Origin of the sequence: Bacillus sp. LJBS17, from assembly GCF_019334685.1 — a bacterium.
Classification (GTDB): Bacteria; Bacillota; Bacilli; order Bacillales; family Bacillaceae; genus Bacillus; species Bacillus subtilis.
In genome coordinates this window covers 2,242,304-2,261,045 of sequence record NZ_CP079759.1, presented here as the reverse complement: position 1 = coordinate 2,261,045, position 18,742 = coordinate 2,242,304, and the positions used below count along the sequence as shown (strand labels likewise).

The window sequence follows — 18,742 nt, the reverse complement described above, 5'->3', positions numbered from 1 at the left end:
CTTTTTTTATGTCAATGGCTTATGAAGAATACATGCGCCAGCTTGTCGTACCGATGCGCCGCGAGCTGACTGGAGCAGGTTTTGAAGAGTTAACAACAGCGGAAGAAGTAGAAAACTTTATGGAAAAGGCAGAGGGCACAACTCTTGTAGTCGTTAACTCTGTATGCGGCTGCGCGGCAGGCCTTGCGCGTCCTGCGGCTACACAGGCAGTCCTTCAGAATGACAAAACACCTGACAATACGGTGACTGTTTTTGCGGGCCAAGATAAAGAAGCTACTGCGAAAATGCGTGAGTATTTTACTGGCCAGGAGCCTTCTTCACCATCAATGGCTCTTTTGAAAGGCAAAGAAGTCGTACATTTTATTCCGCGTCATGAAATTGAAGGACACGATATGGAAGAAATCATGAAAAATCTGACTGCTGCCTTCGATGCGCACTGCTAAATGCCCGTTCTCCGGGCATTTTCTTTTTGGGAGTACAGAAGATGATAACAACAAGCTATAGACCGTCTGAACACACCATAAAAACCGCAAAGCAGCTTTCTAAAGAGCTAAATATGCCATACTGCGGCCGGAATAAACAAACGGTTGAACACCTGCTGAAGTCAGCTGAACGCGATTTGCTTGTGGTCGGCAAAGAGCGGTTTGAGCTGTATACGAAACAAGGTGCCAAATTCTTTTTTCATCCGAATACAGCGATGTTTAGAGCCAAACGCTTCTTACAGGGAGAGCAAGAGCCTATGCTTCGGGCTGCCGGCTTATCTGAAGGGGATGCGTTTTTAGATTGCACACTCGGGCTGGGGTCAGATGCCATTATCGCAAGTATGGCAGTAGGCGAAACGGGTTCTGTTGTTGGGATTGAAAAAAACCATCTTGTGTCTGTTTTAGTGAGGATGGGGCTGCATTCATGGGAAACGGGTATAGAAGAGCTTCAAGCTGCGATGAGAAGAATCCAGGTGAAGAATGGTGATTGCTTAGAATACATCAAGCAGCTTCCTGACAACTCTGTTGATGTGGTTTATTTCGATCCAATGTTTCATGAACCTGTAGAGACCTCTGACGGCATCGCGCCTTTACGTGATTTGGCAGAGGATTCCGTTTTGCACGAAGGATGTATCAATGAAGCGGTACGAGTCGCCAGAAAAAGCGTTGTGCTAAAAGACCACTGGAAAAGCCCGCGGTTTGAACAGTTTGGTTTTAACGTCATGAAAAGAAAAACAGCACTGTTCCATTATGGCGTCATTCAAACAAGCCCGTGATTCATATCACGGGCTTTCTGTTAATCGGTGACCTCCATGACGACAAAGTATAATAATGTTAAGAGTGAAACTGTGGCAAACAGAGCGTCAATCATGCGGAAAGCCTCCTTTCATGGAATATTGTAAGCGTTTTTACGCAAAGTGCATAGCAACGAATCTCCTAATTTGCATATCAGTTTCATATAGTACATGACTTGCATGTTTTGGATGTGCTAAAATAAGAGAAACATGACAATAAAATAGAGAGGAATAAGCAGTCATGAAATTGTGGATGAGAAAGACCCTTGTGGTTTTATTTACCATTGTAACGTTCGGGCTCGTATCTCCTCCGGCTGCCCTTATGGCGGACAAGCCTTCCGGACAGCCGAGCAGTCTTGAGCAGAATGATTACACCGCTTTTTATGATGAGCATGACCTGTACGATGATGAGTCGGATGACAGGCGAGATCCTGAACTGCTTTTTCAATCGTACAAGGAACAGCTCCTTGACAGCGCTGAGGATCAGTCCTTTTTAAAATTCGGCAGCAGAATCACTCCTGTCATTGAGGATGACTATCGGAAAGAGATCCTGCCAAAAATCGAAAATGTGATTAGTGATTATTTAGCGACATTGCAAGATGATGAGGCGTACCAAGATGTTGTGATCTCAAGCATGCCTTCAGCGGGCAAAACGGAAAAAATTTTCAACGTTTACAATCGGACAACTGGAGAAGATCTTCTCAGATTCCATGTGCGAAGAGACCACCCGCCTCATGACGGCTACTGGTTTAATTTTCATTATCATACAGCAGAAGATGGATTTCAATCACATCATGAGCTTGGGAGCATTTACTGGGACCGCAACACGCCTCCCAACTGGATGAGTGCCTAAAGGAGATGCCATTAGACATGAAAAAGTACACAATGAATGAAATGGTCGATATAACAAAGGATATGCTGAACAAACGGGGCGTTATGATAGAAGATATTGCACGGATTGTTCAAAAACTTCAGGAAAAATACAATCCAAATCTGCCGCTCAGTGTTTGCATGGAGAATGTAGAAAAAGTCCTGAACAAACGTGAAATTATTCATGCTGTTTTGACAGGCCTTGCACTCGATCAGCTTGCAGAACAGAAGCTTCTCCCCGAACCGCTGCAGCACCTTGTTGAAACGGATGAACCGCTTTACGGCATAGATGAAATTATCCCGCTTTCCATCGTTAATGTGTACGGGTCGATCGGTTTGACCAATTTCGGTTATTTGGATAAAGAGAAGATTGGAATTATTAAGGAACTTGATGAAAGTCCAGACGGTATTCACACCTTTTTGGATGATATTGTGGCAGCTCTTGCTGCAGCAGCGGCGAGCAGAATTGCACATACGCATCAGGATCTGCAAGATGAAGAAAAAGAACAGGATGAAAAGCCTGTCGTCAGCTGACTATAAAAAAATCATTTCTGGGTTCAGAAATGATTTTTTATTGTGTTACACTACTAGAAGACTACTTTTAAAGGATGAAAAAAATGAAACAGTATAAGGATTTATGCAGACATGTTTTAGAGCAAAAAGGGGCGGTCAGCGTATGATTTCATTCATTTTTGCGATGGATGCCAACAGGCTTATCGGCAAAGATAATGATTTGCCGTGGCATTTGCCCAATGATCTTGCATACTTTAAGAAAGTAACATCGGGCCATTCAATCATTATGGGCCGAAAAACATTTGAATCGATCGGACGTCCGCTTCCAAATCGGAAAAATATTGTCGTTACCTCAGCGCCGTCTTCAGAATTTCCGGGATGCACGGTTGTCGGTTCATTAAAGGATGTACTGGACATTTGTTCGGGCCCTGAAGAATGCTTTGTGATCGGAGGGGCTCAGCTCTATACGGACCTTTTCCCTTATGCGGACAGACTGTATATGACGAAAATTCATCACGAGTTTGAGGGTGACCGTCACTTCCCTGAATTTGATGAATCCAATTGGAAGCTGGTTTCTTCTGAGCAGGGGATCAAAGACGAAAAAAACCCGTATGATTACGAATTTCTAATGTATGAAAAAAAGAATTCTTCTAAAGCGGGAGGATTTTAATTGGTTCGCTACAGCCTTCTAGTGGTTTATATTGTGTACATGCTGTTAAAAAATATGAAACAATTATTTAATCAAACAATGCTCGATCCCCGTCTGTCATACAAAAAACAGATGACTCTTGTGTACGAACAGCCAAAGGCGTTTTTGGAAGGCTGTATCGGCATCTCCGGTTCAGTTGTGACGATCCATCAGCCAGAGCCAATACCACACGGTCCTGTTTTGTATGTGCATCCCCGTTTGCGTTTGGCTGAACTGGCCTTAATTGCTGGATATATTGAGGAACCGGCCGGCTTTATCGCCAACCCAAAAGTGTTCCGCTTGCCTTTTATCGGGCAATGGCTGGATCGGATGGATGTGATTTCAGACGGTGATTCAGAAAAGGTATATGAAGATGTGACAAAACAGCTGGAAAAGGGACAAAGCCTGATTCTTTCACTAGATGGTTCTATTGATCCTGAAGAACTTGCGGCCCGCTATCATCTTCCGTTGGTGATGGTGGAAACGAAAGGAACAGATAACATGCAAACGGGCTCGTTTTTTAAACGCTTAAAACCGGCAGACATTGAATTGTCCTTTTCAAAAGCTTATATACCTGCCAATGAAAAACAATTACGTGCATAAAAAAAGCGCAGTCGTGAAGTCTGCGCTTTTCTGTTACTGTTACGAAAGGAACGGCACCTTTACACAATAGAAGAGCACGCAGAAAAACATGGCAGCGCTCCCGCCCAATACAAAGCTGTGCCAAATGGCGTGATGGAAGGGGATCTTTTTCCAAATGTAAAAGATGGTTCCGACAGAGTATAAAATGCCGCCGAGAAAAAGGAGGCTGAATCCCGCTCCGCTCAGTGAAGCATATAAAGGTTTAACTGCAATAATCATCAGCCACCCCATGACTAAATACACGAAGGTTGACAATAGGATAAACCGTTTCACAAAGAAAATTTTAAAAACGATTCCGCCTAGGGCAAGTGACCATACGGTAACCAACAGGGTAAAGCCGAGTGTGCCTTTCAGCGGCCCAAGCAAAAAAGGCGTGTAGGTTCCGGCGATGAGTACGTAAATCGCGCTATGATCAATAATCTCCAAAATGTCCTTCGTTTTTTTATGTGTGATGCTGTGAAGCAGGGTGGAGCTCAAATATAACAGCAGCATAGAGACACCGAATATTGTAAAGCTGACAATGTCCCATGCAGACCCGTAATTAGCCGCAAATATGATTAGAAACACTAATGCTGGGATGGATAAGAGGACACCGATGCCGTGTGTAATCGCATTGGCGATCTCTTCTTTGATTGTAAACAAGTGCATTCTCCTTTCGATCGCTAGATCATTTGATTTTTTAACGTCTCTATAAAGCTCAAGCCCTCAAAGGTAATTTTTGTGCCTGCGCGTCCGCGGCTTTTGGTGACATAATCTTTTTTCTCCAAATAGTCGAGACGGCTTCTGACCTGCTGAGGAGTTAACGAGGTTTGGGTATTTTTGCTGTGTTCAGAAATGATCCGTCTGCTGGCAGGTTCTCCTTTTTCGTTCAATACTTTTATTGTTTCCAAAATAAACAAAAACTCAGCTTTTTCCATTAAAGTCAGCAGTTTCGCTTTTTTCTTCGACGTTTTTCCGTCTATCGTGCCTCTAATATACGGCGGCAGGTCATATGGCTGAATCGTTCCCCCGCTTGATACTGCCGCCATATAATCTGCAGCGTTTTTTAATTCCCTGACATTGCCTTCAAATGCATGCTTCTCAAGCACGGGAAAAACGGAGGGATCGATTAACAATTGCTGACCGGAATTTGAGAGAAAATGCTGTGTCAAAAGCGGAATATCGCTTTTTCGTTCCGATAATTCGGGCAGTGTGAGCGTTAAAATGTTCAGTCTGTAGAATAAGTCTTGCCTGAATGTATGTTCCACGGATCGGTCTGCAGAAGCACAGATCATTCGCGGTTTCTCCGTGTCTGAATCAAGCGCTTTTAACAGCTGAGCTTGTACAGAAGCAGGCATGCGCCATACATCATCAAGAAAAAGGGTTCCTCGTACCGCTTTTTGAAAAACACCTGTGTTTCCGTTAGGGCCAAAAAGCTCATGAATAAGGGTTTCTTCCGAATGGGTGCTGCAATTGACGCTTATAAACGGTTCATTGCTTCTCGAAGATTCCAAGTGTATGGCATGTGCGAAGTGATTTTTGCCTGTTCCGATTTTTCCTGTTATTAAGACAGGAAGCTCCGATAACGAGAACTGCTTGGCGATTCGCTTCGCTTCCAGGAAAGTTTGATGTTCTCCGATTAGATGTTGAAATGTATTGAGTTTTGGTGCACTATTCATCAATTGGCTCCTTTTGGTTCTAATTGGTTTCATTATATCATGCCTTTTGGTTGAAAACACCCTTTATTTTACGATCATCTTTTTTCTTGGCTCTGCAGGATAATGGTTGAACAGAAGTTACCACAAGATGTGGTGGACATAGACTGTATTTTTTTAATTATTAAATAAAAATAATTGTCTTATTTTTTGAATATTCATGTTATAATGGCATATTAAATAGGGATTTAAAACAAGAAAGGAATCTGTACATGAAACCGTTGCTTAAAGAAAACTCTCTCATCCAAGTGAAAGACATTTTGAAGGCTCACCAAAACGTAAAGGACGTTGTCATTCACACACCTTTGCAGAGGAATGACAGACTTTCTGAGAGATATGAATGCAATATCTATTTAAAACGCGAAGACTTGCAAGTTGTCAGATCTTTTAAGCTCAGAGGGGCTTATCATAAAATGAAACAGCTTTCCAGCGAGCAGACAGAGAACGGAGTTGTATGTGCAAGTGCCGGAAACCACGCTCAAGGTGTGGCATTTTCGTGTAAACATCTTGGCATTCACGGGAAAATTTTTATGCCGTCTACTACACCGAGACAAAAAGTATCTCAAGTTGAACTATTCGGAAAAGGATTTATCGATATTATTTTGACAGGCGATACGTTTGACGACGCGTATAAAAGCGCTGCTGAATGCTGTGAGGCGGAATCTCGGACGTTTATCCATCCGTTCGATGATCCGGATGTGATGGCCGGACAGGGAACGCTCGCAGTCGAGATTTTAAACGACATTGATACAGAACCGCATTTTCTTTTTGCAAGTGTCGGAGGCGGCGGCCTTCTCTCTGGGGTAGGTACATATTTGAAAAACGTGTCTCCTGATACAAAGGTAATTGCTGTTGAGCCGGCGGGAGCGGCATCCTACTTTGAATCAAACAAAGCTGGGCATGTCGTCACACTTGATAAAATTGATAAGTTTGTAGATGGTGCGGCTGTTAAAAAAATTGGCGAGGAAACCTTCCGGACGCTGGAAACTGTCGTTGATGACATTCTCCTTGTGCCTGAAGGAAAAGTATGTACATCCATTCTTGAATTATATAACGAATGTGCGGTTGTTGCTGAACCGGCTGGAGCTCTTTCTGTCGCAGCGCTTGATTTGTACAAGGATCAAATTAAAGGGAAAAACGTGGTGTGTGTGGTAAGCGGGGGCAATAACGATATCGGAAGAATGCAGGAAATGAAGGAGCGTTCCTTGATTTTTGAAGGTCTTCAGCATTATTTTATCGTCAATTTTCCGCAAAGAGCGGGGGCGCTCCGCGAATTTCTTGACGAAGTCCTCGGGCCGAATGATGACATTACAAGGTTTGAATATACGAAGAAAAATAATAAAAGCAACGGACCTGCTCTTGTCGGCATCGAGCTGCAGAACAAAGCCGATTATGGGCCGCTGATTGAACGGATGAACAAAAAACCGTTTCATTATGTAGAGGTGAACAAGGATGAGGACTTGTTCCATTTGCTAATCTAATTTTTTTACACAACCGCGCAAAATGACAGACAGCCCGGCTGGCATCATATATAATAGAAGAAAAACAAAAAAGAGGATTGATAGCTTGTTACTCAAAAGCCTAGAGTTCAAACGCGATGACGGGATTCAGGTGAAAGTGACAGAAATACCTGTATTAAAGGAAGATGAGCACTATTTCTTTATGTTACATCACCATTTGCAATTCTACTTAAAAGAAGTGTTTTCATCAAACAGCAGGGCAAAAGTGTATTCTTTCCGACATTATATGAAGCGCCGGATGAAGTGGGCAGATTATCAGGCTGTATTTCATCAAGAGGTGTTAAAGCACAACGCGTAACATGCCGTTTTTTACCTGCATGCCCTCCTTTGTAATCGTTAATGGGGAGGCATGCAGGATTTTTTTTGCTCAGTATCGAATACAAACATGGGACAGTAAGGACGGTTTTAGAAAGCGTTTTTATGCTGGCTGGAAAGGATGGATGTCATGAAGGTTATCAAGGGGTTAACGGCTGGGCTGATTTTTCTGTTTTTGTGTGCATGCGGAGGACAGCAGATTAAAGATCCGCTCAATTACGAGGTGGAGCCTTTTACATTTCAAAACCAAGACGGCAAGAACGTTTCTTTAGAGAGTTTAAAAGGAGAAGTATGGCTGGCGGATTTTATTTTTACCAATTGTGAAACTATATGTCCGCCAATGACCGCTCATATGACCGATCTGCAAAAAAAATTGAAAGCCGAAAATATAGATGTCCGCATCATATCATTTAGTGTTGATCCAGAAAACGATAAGCCGAAACAGCTGAAGAAATTTGCCGCAAATTATCCATTATCTTTTGATAACTGGGATTTTCTCACGGGATACAGCCAGAGTGAGATTGAGGAGTTCGCACTTAAGAGCTTTAAAGCGATCGTAAAGAAGCCGGAGGGAGAGGACCAAGTGATTCATCAATCTTCTTTTTATTTGGTAGGTCCGGACGGTAAGGTGCTGAAAGATTACAATGGAGTGGAGAATACACCGTACGATGATATCATTTCCGATGTGAAGTCAGCCAGTACACTCAAGTAAGCTAAGAGACTAGGCATTTGCAAATCTTCTAAAACATGATACACTTTCCACTAGTAGAATGGGAAGGAGCAACAAGATTGAAGCTGCGCATTTTTTCAATCATGGCCAGTTTGATTTTGCTTCTTACTGCGTGTACGAGCATACGTACATCATCTGAGGGAAAACAAAAAGCCCATGAAACGAAAACAAAAGAACACATTGTCATAGCGGCTGTCGGAGATTCGCTGACAGAAGGAGTCGGAGATCCCGACGGAAAGGGATATGTCGGCAAGGTGGCGGATTCTATCCGGTCAGATAAACAAGTCAAAACGGTCGACGTGAAAAATTATGCCGTAAAAGGGAACCGTTCGGATGATTTATTAGAAAAACTAAAAGATAAAAAGGTTCAAAAAGGCATAAAGGACGCAGATTATGTCTTTTTTACAATTGGCGGTAATGATTTGATGAAAATCCTTCGCCAAAACTTTCTGCAATTAACCGTTGAACCGTTTCAGGAAGCGGAAAAACCGTACGAAAAGCGCTTTGAAAAAATCATTTCTGAAATTCGCGAGCTGAATGATCACGCTGAGCTGATTTATGTCAGCATGTACAATCCGTTTACGTTTACATTATCAGAACTAAATGAAATAAATGGTGTCGTCACGGATTGGAACCATATTGCTGAAAAAGAGCTGAAAAAAGATAAACATGCAAAAATCGTTCATATCGAAGATTTGTTCAATCAAAAAAGTGACAGCAGCCGAATTTCTGAGGAAGATGATTTTCATCCTAATGGTACGGGTTATTCTCTTATCGCAAAGCGCGTCTATCAAGCCATTAAAAAAGAAGGATTACCGAAAGAGTAGGGTGACAGCATGAATAAGTGGAAGCGACTGTTTTTTATATTGCTTGCAATCAATTTTATCCTCGCCGCCGGGTTTGTGGCACTTGTTTTGCTCCCGGGGGAACAGGCTCAGGTGAAAGATTCATCTGAGAGCGAGTATGGATTTCAAGTGACAAGCACAAAAGAATCATTAGCTGCGTTTGTTAACTCATATTTAAACGACAAAGCATCAAACAAGCTTGATTATAAAGTAGAGATTGATGATGATGTTCATGTCGCAGGGAAAATCAAGGCATTTTCCACGTCTATTGATGCGTTTATCGCTTTTGAGCCGACCGTGAAAAAAAACGGTGATGTAGAGCTGAATGTCACGAAATTTTCGTTAGGGAAATTGAGTATACCAATTAGCTTTGTGTTAAATTATATGGACAGCTTTTATGAATTGCCGTCATTTGTCCATGTTCACCCCGGAGATAAAAGCATTGAAGTGCGTTTGTCAGAAATGCCTTTAACGAATGGAATGTATGTCAAAGCGGATAAGATAAATTTAGAAAAAGATGAAATTGAGTTTTCCTATTACCATCCCAAACAATAGAGGTGACTGAAAATGAAACGGATTTACCAGTATTTCAGTTTATTATCCTTTACATTTTCCCTGTACTTCGGCTGGCTTGCTTATCATCATCTGGCTGCTGAAGACATGGATCAAATGTATTTGAATGTTTCCTATTGTGCCTTGTTCCTAAGTGTGATGGTGTTTACATTCGGTATGCGAGACCGAAAAAAACCCGATAAGTCATGAAAAAAGAGACATGAAACAACGTCTCTTTTTTCGTGCGGTCGGAAGAAAATTTGAGAACACAAGGAGAAAAGATGAAAGCATACGATTTTACACAGGGGAACGTGCTGAAACAGCTTATACTGTTTTCAATGCCTATTATGCTCGGAAACGCATTGCAGGTTTCCTTTCAATTTATAGACAGCTTGTGGATCGGCAATTTACTGGGGGCAAAGGCCCTTGGGGCAGCCGCGGTATCAAGCACGATTGTTTTGACCGTGCTGTCTTTTATTTTGGGCCTTAACAATGCGACGTTAACAATTTTATCTCAGCAAAAAGGAAAAGATGATGTAAAAGGAATGGCGTCGTATATTAACGCTTTTGTTGTTTTATTAACAGGCCTAAGCATCGGATTCGGCGCGGCCGGTTTTTTTCTCTCAGAGCTTTTGCTGCGTCTTCTAAAAACGCCGGAGTCAATGATACCGCTTGCTGAGACGTATTTACAGATTCAATTTATCGGCATTTTATTTTTGTTTGGTTATAACTTTATCAGTACTGTGCTTCGTGCGCTGGGTGACAGCAAGACACCTCTCCGGTTTATTGCGTTTGCTGTTGTACTGAATACAGTGCTTGCGCCGCTCTTTATTTCTGTGTTCCGCATGGGAATAGCGGGAGCGGCTTATTCAACGATTTTGTCACAGGGCATTGCGTTTTTGTATGGGTTGTTTTATGTCGTCAAACACAAGCTTGTGCCATTCTCAATTCCGAGAATGCCCAAGTGGGAAGAGTCCGCGCTGATTTTGAAACTCGGGATTCCGGCAGGTCTGCAGATGATGGTGATTACAGGCGGTATGATGGCGATTATGAGTGTTGTTAACTCATACGGGGATCACGTGGTATCAGGCTTTGGCGCGGTGCAGCGGCTTGATAGTATCATCACGCTTCCAGCAATGGCTGCCGGTACGGCCGTCAATAGTATGGCAGGGCAAAATATTGGAATCGGAAACGAAAAAAGAGTGGGAACAATTGCAAGGCTAGGTGTGATAGCTGTTATTTCCTGCATGCTGGTGATTGCGGTTATGATTTGGGTATTTGGTAAATATCTCATAAGGTTATTTATCAGTGAGCCCGATGCGGTCGCATTTGGTGAACAATATTTGAAGTGGATCGCGTTTTTCTACCCTTTTATTGGGATTAATTTTGTGCTGAACGGAATCGTCAGGGCCGCGGGAGCGATGCTGCAGGTTCTGGTATTAAATTTGATCTCGTTTTGGGTGTTGAGATATCCTTTCACAGCTCTATTTTCAGCTTGGCTTGGACAAAAAGGAATCGGGCTTGGAATCGGAATGAGTTTTTTATTTAGCAGCTGCGCGGCATTTTTGTATTATAGATATGGCCGCTGGAAAGCAATGAAGCTGTTTACTGAAAAATAAGTGAAGCACTGCGAAAAGCACATACCTATATATCGGTATGTGCTTTTTTTCACCGTTTTTTATCAAGTTTGCTGAAGAGCTCGATTAACGTGGCAAGTTCAGCATCAGTGTAGCAGTCAAAGCGTTTAAAGAAATATTCCGTTTTTTTCTCGTTAAAGTGCTGAAGGACTTTTTCGCCCGCTTCAGTGATATGAATGCGGATGATGCGTCTGTCTTCCTTCGATCTGATTCTCGTAATCCATTCCTTTTCTACCAGCGCATCGGTCACAGCCGTAATGTGGCTTGCCGATACCTCTAAAATAGGCGCAAATTCAGTGACTTTTTTAGGCCCTTGTTCACTGAGGATCCGAAGAATGGTGAATTCATTCCGCGACAGCTCTTTATCTAAAATTTCATTGATTTCATTGCGTATTTGTTTAAAGACTTTACGGAGTAAAGTTTCCATATCGTACATCATCTGTGTTCTTACTTTCAAATTTGTGAACCTCCATTACATAAGCATATTGCTTAAAACCTATAGATTTTATTGAAAAGCAGAATCATTTTCATTCTATTTTTACATGCTATAATATAATAATACCACGTATTAACAAAGGAGGCACCAGTATGTCTGAAAAAAAAGAAATCGCCACATTTGCAGGAGGCTGTTTTTGGTGTATGGTTAAACCTTTTGACGAACAGCCGGGAATTGAAAAAGTGGTGTCCGGGTATACAGGCGGCCATACTGAAAACCCTACGTATGAAGAGGTGTGCAGTGAAACGACGGGACATCGTGAAGCCGTTCAAATCACGTTTAATCCTGATGTATTCCCTTATGAAAAACTGCTTGAATTATTTTGGCAGCAAATCGATCCGACAGATGCCGGGGGGCAATTTGCTGATCGCGGCAGTTCCTATCGCGCAGCCATTTTTTATCATAATGATAAACAAAAGGAGCTTGCGGAAGCTTCCAAGCAACGTCTGGCTGAAAGCGGCATCTTTAAAGATCCGATTGTAACGGACATTTTAAAAGCTGAACCTTTCTATGAAGCGGAAGGCTACCATCAGCATTTTTATAAAAAGAATCCAGCACATTATCAGCGCTACCGGACAGGTTCCGGACGAGCGGGATTTATCAGCGAGCATTGGGGGGCTAAATAAATGGCGTACAATAAAGAAGAAAAAATAAAGTCATTAAATCGCATGCAATATGAAGTAACGCAAAATAACGGCACGGAGCCGCCATTTCAAAATGAATATTGGAATCATAAGGAAGAAGGGTTGTATGTAGACATTGTGTCAGGCAAGCCATTGTTTACATCCAAGGATAAATTTGATTCCCACTGCGGCTGGCCAAGCTTTACAAAGCCGATTGAAGAAGAAGAAGTGGAAGAAAAACTGGACACGAGCCACGGCATGATTCGCACAGAAGTAAGAAGCCGGACTGCTGATTCTCATCTTGGCCATGTATTTAATGACGGACCAGGGCCAAACGGGCTTCGTTACTGCATAAATTCAGCAGCGCTGCGGTTTGTTCCGAAACATAAGCTGAAAGAAGAAGGATACGAAAGCTATCTGCATCTCTTTAATAAATAAAATGTTAAAAACAGGCCTGCCTAATGGATAGACAGGCTTGTTTTTATGCCTTTTTCTCTTGATGCAATTCTTCAATAATCTGAGCAATTCTTTCTTTCGTAATGAGCGGGGCTTGATCTGATTGATACCCAGGCAGATTGACTTTGCGAAAGTCAGGATGTTTTTCCGGCTCTGGAAGGATTGCATAAAGGTTGCCCCATTCATACAGTGATTCAATTTCATGTGGAGATGTTAATTCTTCGTGAAGCTTTTCACCTGGACGCTTGCCCACTTCTACTGCAACCGGCCGCGGGAGCCCGTGCTGCGATGCATATTCTTCAAACCCATGAATCAGTTCTTCAAGTTTCAGTGATTCCATTTTGAAAATAAAGGTTTCTCCGCCTTTTGTAATAGCAGCCGATTGTAATGTCAATGTAGCTGCATCGTCTATTGACATGAAAAATCTGGTCATGTTTTTGTCTGTGATGGTCAGAGGTTCACCCTCCATCATCTGTTCAAATAATATGGGGATGACCGAACCTCTGGAACCGAGAACATTTCCAAAGCGGACCGAACAAAACAAGGTTCCTTTGTTTTGGACGTGGCGGTTTGCTTGATGAAACAGCTTTTCAGATAACAGCTTGGTGGCACCCATTGTGTTCACAGGAGATACAGCTTTATCTGTACTGATATTAATGACATGCTGCACTCGGTGTGAAAGGGCAGCTTCCACCACATTTTGTCCGCCGATGAGATTGGTCTGGATCGCTTCAAATGGATGGTCCTCACATGTCGGAACCTGTTTCAACGCAGCCGCGTGAAAGACGATATCGACGCCTTTCATCACCTGATTCACCCTTCTGTGATCGCGTACATCTCCGAGTACAAATAATAGCCGCTTATCCTCCGCATACTTTTGGCTCATGACATACTGTTTACTGTCGTCTTTGCTGAATACAATCACCTGTTTAGGTGTAAGCAGCAAAAGGCGTTTGACAATTTGACTCCCGATTGAACCCGTTCCGCCAGTGACTAAAACTGTTTTGTTATGGAAAAATGGTTTTAGTTCTGCTGTTTGCTGTTTAGGCATGGCTTATCCTCCAACTCTCGTTTCTCTACCATGCATCATATGTTCAACTTTGTAATCGAATTAATGAAAGCAACCAATAAAACAAAATTTAGGGGAATGATCATGTCACAAAGTGTTCTTTTTTAATAGAAAATGGAAAAATGGACGTAACTAGGGAACGACAAAACTAAATAAACAATGTACTAAATATTCAACATATTTTTATTTCGCTCCGCAAAAGCAAATCTGGCAAAGTCATCTCACGTACCTCTTTGGGGAATAAGTTGTTTATGAGTCAGAAACCCTATAAAAAAAGGTTCATTTTCCTCACGGTAATCACCTGTATATATTTTACAATAGTAGTGATAGTGATAAAAGAGGAGGGTACCAAATGAAGGTTTCAAAAACAATGCTGCTAAGCACTGCCGCGGGTTTATTGCTTAGCCTGACAGCAAACTCAGTGTCGGCTCATTATGTGAATGAGGAACATCATTTCAAAGTGACTGCACACACGGAGACAGATCCGGTCGCATCTGGCGATGACGCAGCAGATGACCCGGCCATTTGGGTTCATGAAAAACACCCGGAAAAAAGCAAGTTGATTACAACAAATAAGAAGTCAGGGCTCGTTGTGTATGATTTAGACGGAAAACAGCTTCATTCTTATGAGTTTGGCAAGCTCAATAATGTCGATCTGCGCTATGATTTTCCATTGAACGGCGAAAAAATTGATATTGCTGCTGCATCCAACCGGTCCGAAGGAAAAAATACAATTGAAGTATATGCAATAGACGGGGATAAAGGAAAATTGAAAAGCATTACAGATCCGAAACATCCAATTTCCACCAATATTTCTGAGGTTTATGGATTCGGCCTGTATCACAGCCAGAAAACAGGAGCATTTTACGCATTAGTGACAGGCAAACAAGGGGAATTTGAGCAGTATGAAATTGTTGATGGTGGAAAGGGTTATGTAACAGGGAAAAAGGTGCGTGAATTTAAGTTGAATTCTCAGACCGAAGGCCTTGTTGCGGATGATGAGTATGGGAACCTATACATAGCAGAGGAAGATGAGGCCATCTGGAAATTTAACGCTGAGCCCGGCGGAGGGTCAAAGGGACAGGTTGTTGACCGTGCGACAGGAGATCATTTGACAGCTGATATTGAAGGACTGACAATATATTATGCACCAAATGGCAAAGGATATCTCATGGCTTCAAGTCAAGGAAATAACAGCTATGCAATGTATGAACGGCAGGGGAAAAATCGCTATGTAGCCAACTTTGAGATTACAGATGGCGAGAAAATAGACGGTACTAGTGACACGGATGGTATTGATGTTCTCGGTTTCGGACTTGGCCCAAAATATCCGTACGGGATTTTTGTGGCGCAGGATGGCGAAAATATCGATAACGGACAAACCGTCAATCAAAATTTCAAAATTGTATCGTGGGAACAAATTGCACAGCATCTCGGCGGAATGCCTGATCTTCATAAACAGGTAAATCCGAGGAAGCTGAAAGACCGTTCTGACGGCTAGAATAGAAAGCAGCTTGTGCAGCTGCTTTTTTCTATGAATAAAAAAATCGTTCATAGCAATGAACGATTTTTCAAGAAAGCGCCAGATGAATCGCTTTTAGTTTTGCAGGAAGCTCATCAAACGTAAATGCGGGTACGGTCTCTTTATAATTGGCTGCTGCAGCTTTTTGCCGTTCTTCAGGATGGTTGATATAGAAAGCGGCTTTTTCCTTAAAGTCGTTCATGCCGTGATAAGAAATAAAGGATGAAAAAGGATGCGCCGCGGGTAAATCTGTTAATTGAAATGCTTCGCATGCAGCAATATCAAACGTTCGGTTATTAAAACTGGCATTTTTGATGCGCATAGTATTTTGGTTGAAAGCAAAATGATAGGGACGATGCGCATTAATTACGATGTCTGCCCCATTATAATAATGAACGGCCTGTTCGGGTGGAACCCATGTGCTGACGACATCAATATGCGGCTGTTTGAGCACTTTTTTAGGCAGATATTTTCTCCATTCCTTGCCGATTACCCGAACCGTGAATGGCAGATGGACCGCTTCTTTCATAAGCTGAACCCGATTAGGGTAAGGGTAGCCGATGATTAACAGATTTGAATGATAGGAATGTTCGGTGCCCATTTTTTTAAACAGCCGATGATTAACTGGTATCGGAACATAATAGACGTGCTGGTAGCCGAGCCCTTGATAATAGAGAACGGCATTTTGTTCAATCGTTAATATGGCGTCAGCGAGCTTGATTACCTGTAGGCTGATATCCATATAAAATGGGTCTTCGGTCAGCCAAACATATACGGGGATACCCTTACCCTTTAACCAGGTCAGCCAGTCGTGAGGAACGCGGTCTCCAACCATCAAGAGTGCGAAGTCCGGCTGAAACGTTTCGATCTTCACCAAAGTTTCTGCTTCAAGTGTATCTGCAGACATATACTCTGTATGAGTGTTCCGAAAACATTCTTCAGCCCAGCGATCAAAATAACAATATATTCCTCCGTATCCCGACTGGATATACAACACTTTCATCGGATGTTATGAAAAGAACGTAACGCTTTCTACTTTGTCTACATCAATTAATGTTGTAGCTTGGCCTGCTGGAGTGACGGAGCTTTCCTGTGTTACAAATACGATCCCGTGAACCTGATCGAAAGCAACGAAGACAACCGGCCCGATCATGTCTCCCGAATCGGTTACAATGCTGATTGTCGTGCCTGGCGTAACTCTGGCAAAAATCCATCTTGCCGGAAGGGAAGGGTCTAAAAGAGATTCTGCCGTAACCATCTCACTTTCATCTACTCTTTGATCGATGGCAGCTTCAAGCAAGTCTTTAAGGTTACTATCCATGTTTTCTCCTCCTTCTGTTGCAGTTGGAAATAAAGGGCTTAAAACGGCTTTAATTAAATCCTTTTTTAACTGTGCATTTTCAGAGCTCATTACACACACCTCCTATTCGATAGTGAACTCACGTTAATCATATTCTTCCGGCTGTTATTTGGTATGAGTCGAACGCCGTACCTGATCTAATTTTCATCTATTTAAGGAAAATGCTGATTTTTTAATGGAGTGGACATAGCCTATACCATAAATCGGAGTCGCACATATTGTGAAACAGAGATAAGGATAAGGGAGAGGGATGATTTGGATTTAGAGAAACAAGTGGATCGAGAAGAAAATTAAGATGAACTGCATTTTATTTTGCTTTTGCTGATTTTGCTGATACGTCAATCGTTTTCTGAAGGAAATCCATCTGACCTCAGACGCCAGCTTGTTTTTGCAAAAGAGCTGGGCGTACCGGTTTCAAAAGTCAATTTGATTAACGGAGATACACTTCAAAATGTCATCGTAAAAGAAGTTCTGACTGATTTGGTTATTTTCCAAAACCCGTTAAATAACATGAGATCTCATGTTTCACTCTCAAGTGTTGTAAGCTGGGGTGCTTTTTAAAAGATGACAGAGGCTCTGCTTGCTGCGGAGCCGTTTTTATGTTTGACGGCGGGAGGCGGTATAGATGGGAGAGAAAGTGTCTATTATTTTAACAAGTTACAACAAACCCGATTATTTGCAAAAAGCGATCGAAAGCGTGATACAGCAAACGCATGATCTTTGGGAGCTTTTTATCATGGATGATCATTCGAATGCAGAAACAACTGCGGTGATTCACAAGTATCTCCATGACCGGCGCATTCAATATCATAACAGTTTCGTGCATCCTGCAGATCGATTAAAAACAGCCCGTTATGCCACATTAATTAACAGTGCGCTCCCATTTGCAGACGGCGATTACATTTCCTATCTTACTGACGACACTGTTTATCATCCTGAGCGGCTGAGCCGTATGGTGCAAGAGTTTTCACATAAGCCTGAAGCGCAGGCGGTCTATTCAAAACAAAAAGTTGTACATGTAAACGAAAGGGGAGAGGAAATCTCACATTTCTACAGAAATGCCAATGCAGTGCTTGATCAGGCCGCTTTTCAAGTTGATCATTGCTCCGTTATGCATCGCCGTTCGTTACTTAATCTCATCCACCATAAATTTGGAGGCTACTGGGATGATGATATGAAGCATTGGAATCATGGCGACGCAATTTTTTGGGCGAGACTCAACAACTTTACCCCATTTCTGCCGATAAATGAAGTATTAGACACAACCTATAAAACCCCAAATTCATTTCAAAATGCATATCGGTTTCTGCCCGCCGATTTGATTGACGGCTCTTTTGTAAAAGGTTCAGATCAAAATGTGTATTTTTTTGATCAGGGTGTAAGGCACCCTGTTGGAGAAAAGTGGGGTTTTTTGTATCTAAATCGGACTGTCGCTGTTCCAGACCCATATTTATTCCAATATAGGATTGGAAAAATTTTAAACATTCCGAATTATATTTTAGTAAAGGAAGCTGACCATCCTGCAATATTTTATATCGAAGCCGGAAAAAAAAGGCGAATTGTGGACCAGTATGCGTTTCAATTTTATCAATTTCAAAGAAAAGACATAGTGACAATTGGAAAAGAAGAGATGGAGACGCTTCCGGAAGGGCCGCCGATTACGTGGAAACGATCTGAATCGATCAAAAATCCGCCTGGCCGACGTCTGTTTTTCATCGAACGCGAGCCGTTTTTGTTTCTAAACGGCGTCTTTCACCCGATTAGTGAACAAGTAACAAGGAAGTTTTTTTTACATCAGAAGCCAATCTCCGCTTCTTTCCGAAATATTCAGCAATTTCCAATTGGAAAGCCGTTTTATCCGGTGTACGATGAGATTATAAAGAAATTGAATATTGCAACAGAGTAAAGGTATAGGTCATAAAAAGGAGACGTTC

The 18,742-nt window shown here is 42.2% G+C and carries 24 protein-coding genes; 18 read left to right on the top strand and 6 right to left on the bottom strand.

What is annotated here, in order from left to right; genetic code table 11:
- Positions 1-8: 8 nt before the first annotated feature.
- The 6 genes from brxA to KXZ66_RS11495 all read left to right on the top strand — a co-directional run bounded on the left by brxA (position 9) and on the right by KXZ66_RS11495 (position 3,950).
- Complete coding sequence (brxA, locus tag KXZ66_RS11520; protein ID WP_003230794.1) at positions 9-443, top strand: bacilliredoxin BrxA; 435 nt, start codon at positions 9-11, stop codon at positions 441-443.
- Between the two features lie 41 nt (positions 444-484).
- Positions 485-1,258: a class I SAM-dependent methyltransferase gene (locus KXZ66_RS11515; RefSeq protein WP_014480074.1), complete on the top strand. Its 774-nt coding sequence runs from the start codon at positions 485-487 to the stop codon at positions 1,256-1,258.
- 259 nt (positions 1,259-1,517) lie between these two features.
- Entirely contained in the window at positions 1,518-2,129 is a 612-nt protein-coding gene (locus KXZ66_RS11510; RefSeq protein WP_049141327.1) for a YpjP family protein, read from the top strand.
- Between the two features lie 17 nt (positions 2,130-2,146).
- On the top strand, positions 2,147-2,680 hold the full coding sequence (locus KXZ66_RS11505) for a phosphatidylglycerophosphatase A family protein (protein ID WP_003230797.1): 534 nt from the start codon (positions 2,147-2,149) through the stop codon (positions 2,678-2,680).
- A 142-nt stretch (positions 2,681-2,822) separates the two neighbouring features.
- Complete coding sequence (gene dfrA, locus KXZ66_RS11500) at positions 2,823-3,329, top strand: dihydrofolate reductase DfrA (RefSeq protein ID WP_049141329.1); 507 nt, start codon at positions 2,823-2,825, stop codon at positions 3,327-3,329.
- Positions 3,330-3,950 carry a lysophospholipid acyltransferase family protein gene (locus KXZ66_RS11495; protein ID WP_049141331.1) on the top strand — a complete coding sequence of 207 codons (621 nt, stop codon included), beginning with the start codon at positions 3,330-3,332 and terminating at the stop codon, positions 3,948-3,950.
- A 39-nt stretch (positions 3,951-3,989) separates the two neighbouring features.
- On the opposite strand, the gene KXZ66_RS11490 is transcribed toward KXZ66_RS11495, so the two are convergent.
- Both KXZ66_RS11490 and KXZ66_RS11485 read right to left on the bottom strand, forming a co-directional pair.
- Positions 3,990-4,631 carry a PAQR family membrane homeostasis protein TrhA gene (locus KXZ66_RS11490; RefSeq protein WP_049141332.1) on the bottom strand — a complete coding sequence of 214 codons (642 nt, stop codon included), beginning with the start codon at positions 4,629-4,631 and terminating at the stop codon, positions 3,990-3,992.
- Between the two features lie 20 nt (positions 4,632-4,651).
- The gene (locus KXZ66_RS11485) at positions 4,652-5,647 is read right to left on the bottom strand and encodes a sigma 54-interacting transcriptional regulator (RefSeq protein WP_004399025.1); all 996 of its coding nucleotides are present in this window, start codon (positions 5,645-5,647) and stop codon (positions 4,652-4,654) included.
- A gap of 248 nt (positions 5,648-5,895) precedes the next feature.
- Here KXZ66_RS11485 and ilvA point away from each other — a divergent pair, with 248 nt between their 5' ends.
- From ilvA to KXZ66_RS11450, 7 genes are all read left to right on the top strand, one after another.
- Complete coding sequence (ilvA, locus tag KXZ66_RS11480; RefSeq protein ID WP_003230803.1) at positions 5,896-7,164, top strand: threonine ammonia-lyase IlvA; 1,269 nt, start codon at positions 5,896-5,898, stop codon at positions 7,162-7,164.
- A gap of 85 nt (positions 7,165-7,249) precedes the next feature.
- Positions 7,250-7,501, top strand: a complete 252-nt coding sequence (locus KXZ66_RS11475) for a DUF2535 family protein (RefSeq protein WP_014480066.1) — start codon at positions 7,250-7,252, stop codon at positions 7,499-7,501.
- Between the two features lie 147 nt (positions 7,502-7,648).
- On the top strand, positions 7,649-8,230 hold the full coding sequence (gene scuA / locus KXZ66_RS11470) for a cytochrome c oxidase assembly accessory protein ScuA (RefSeq protein ID WP_003245947.1): 582 nt from the start codon (positions 7,649-7,651) through the stop codon (positions 8,228-8,230).
- A 77-nt stretch (positions 8,231-8,307) separates the two neighbouring features.
- The gene (locus KXZ66_RS11465; protein ID WP_003245956.1) at positions 8,308-9,075 is read left to right on the top strand and encodes an SGNH/GDSL hydrolase family protein; all 768 of its coding nucleotides are present in this window, start codon (positions 8,308-8,310) and stop codon (positions 9,073-9,075) included.
- A 9-nt stretch (positions 9,076-9,084) separates the two neighbouring features.
- A complete protein-coding gene (locus KXZ66_RS11460; RefSeq protein WP_015251867.1) occupies positions 9,085-9,648 on the top strand; it encodes a YpmS family protein in 564 nt (187 codons plus the stop codon).
- A 12-nt stretch (positions 9,649-9,660) separates the two neighbouring features.
- Positions 9,661-9,855, top strand: coding sequence for a protein YpmT (gene ypmT / locus KXZ66_RS11455; protein WP_014480063.1), 195 nt, complete (start codon positions 9,661-9,663; stop codon positions 9,853-9,855).
- Between the two features lie 71 nt (positions 9,856-9,926).
- Positions 9,927-11,264 carry an MATE family efflux transporter gene (locus KXZ66_RS11450; protein WP_049141338.1) on the top strand — a complete coding sequence of 446 codons (1,338 nt, stop codon included), beginning with the start codon at positions 9,927-9,929 and terminating at the stop codon, positions 11,262-11,264.
- A 49-nt stretch (positions 11,265-11,313) separates the two neighbouring features.
- On the opposite strand, the gene KXZ66_RS11445 is transcribed toward KXZ66_RS11450, so the two are convergent.
- Positions 11,314-11,739 (bottom strand): MarR family transcriptional regulator, encoded by a 426-nt coding sequence (locus tag KXZ66_RS11445; RefSeq protein ID WP_004398634.1) that lies wholly within the window; start codon positions 11,737-11,739, stop codon positions 11,314-11,316.
- 131 nt (positions 11,740-11,870) lie between these two features.
- Between KXZ66_RS11445 and msrA the strand changes: the two genes are divergently transcribed.
- Positions 11,871-12,404, top strand: coding sequence for a peptide-methionine (S)-S-oxide reductase MsrA (gene msrA, locus KXZ66_RS11440; protein ID WP_014477117.1), 534 nt, complete (start codon positions 11,871-11,873; stop codon positions 12,402-12,404).
- On the top strand, positions 12,405-12,839 hold the full coding sequence (gene msrB / locus KXZ66_RS11435) for a peptide-methionine (R)-S-oxide reductase MsrB (RefSeq protein ID WP_049141340.1): 435 nt from the start codon (positions 12,405-12,407) through the stop codon (positions 12,837-12,839). It begins immediately after the preceding gene.
- A 43-nt stretch (positions 12,840-12,882) separates the two neighbouring features.
- Here msrB and KXZ66_RS11430 read toward each other — a convergent pair whose 3' ends face one another.
- A complete protein-coding gene (locus KXZ66_RS11430; protein WP_021481497.1) occupies positions 12,883-13,908 on the bottom strand; it encodes an SDR family NAD(P)-dependent oxidoreductase in 1,026 nt (341 codons plus the stop codon).
- Positions 13,909-14,278: 370 nt separating this feature from the next.
- Here KXZ66_RS11430 and KXZ66_RS11425 point away from each other — a divergent pair, with 370 nt between their 5' ends.
- Complete coding sequence (locus KXZ66_RS11425; protein WP_038828637.1) at positions 14,279-15,427, top strand: phytase; 1,149 nt, start codon at positions 14,279-14,281, stop codon at positions 15,425-15,427.
- A 70-nt stretch (positions 15,428-15,497) separates the two neighbouring features.
- Here KXZ66_RS11425 and cgeB read toward each other — a convergent pair whose 3' ends face one another.
- Positions 15,498-16,451, bottom strand: a complete 954-nt coding sequence (gene cgeB, locus KXZ66_RS11420; protein WP_049141341.1) for a spore maturation protein CgeB — start codon at positions 16,449-16,451, stop codon at positions 15,498-15,500.
- Positions 16,452-16,457: 6 nt separating this feature from the next.
- Positions 16,458-16,859, bottom strand: a complete 402-nt coding sequence (gene cgeA, locus KXZ66_RS11415; RefSeq protein ID WP_032726000.1) for a spore crust protein CgeA — start codon at positions 16,857-16,859, stop codon at positions 16,458-16,460.
- 249 nt (positions 16,860-17,108) lie between these two features.
- Here cgeA and cgeC point away from each other — a divergent pair, with 249 nt between their 5' ends.
- Both cgeC and cgeD read left to right on the top strand, forming a co-directional pair.
- Positions 17,109-17,369 carry a spore maturation protein CgeC gene (gene cgeC / locus KXZ66_RS11410; protein WP_161619433.1) on the top strand — a complete coding sequence of 87 codons (261 nt, stop codon included), beginning with the start codon at positions 17,109-17,111 and terminating at the stop codon, positions 17,367-17,369.
- 64 nt (positions 17,370-17,433) lie between these two features.
- Complete coding sequence (gene cgeD / locus KXZ66_RS11405; RefSeq protein WP_163136302.1) at positions 17,434-18,714, top strand: spore maturation glycosyltransferase CgeD; 1,281 nt, start codon at positions 17,434-17,436, stop codon at positions 18,712-18,714.
- Positions 18,715-18,742 lie beyond the last annotated feature (28 nt).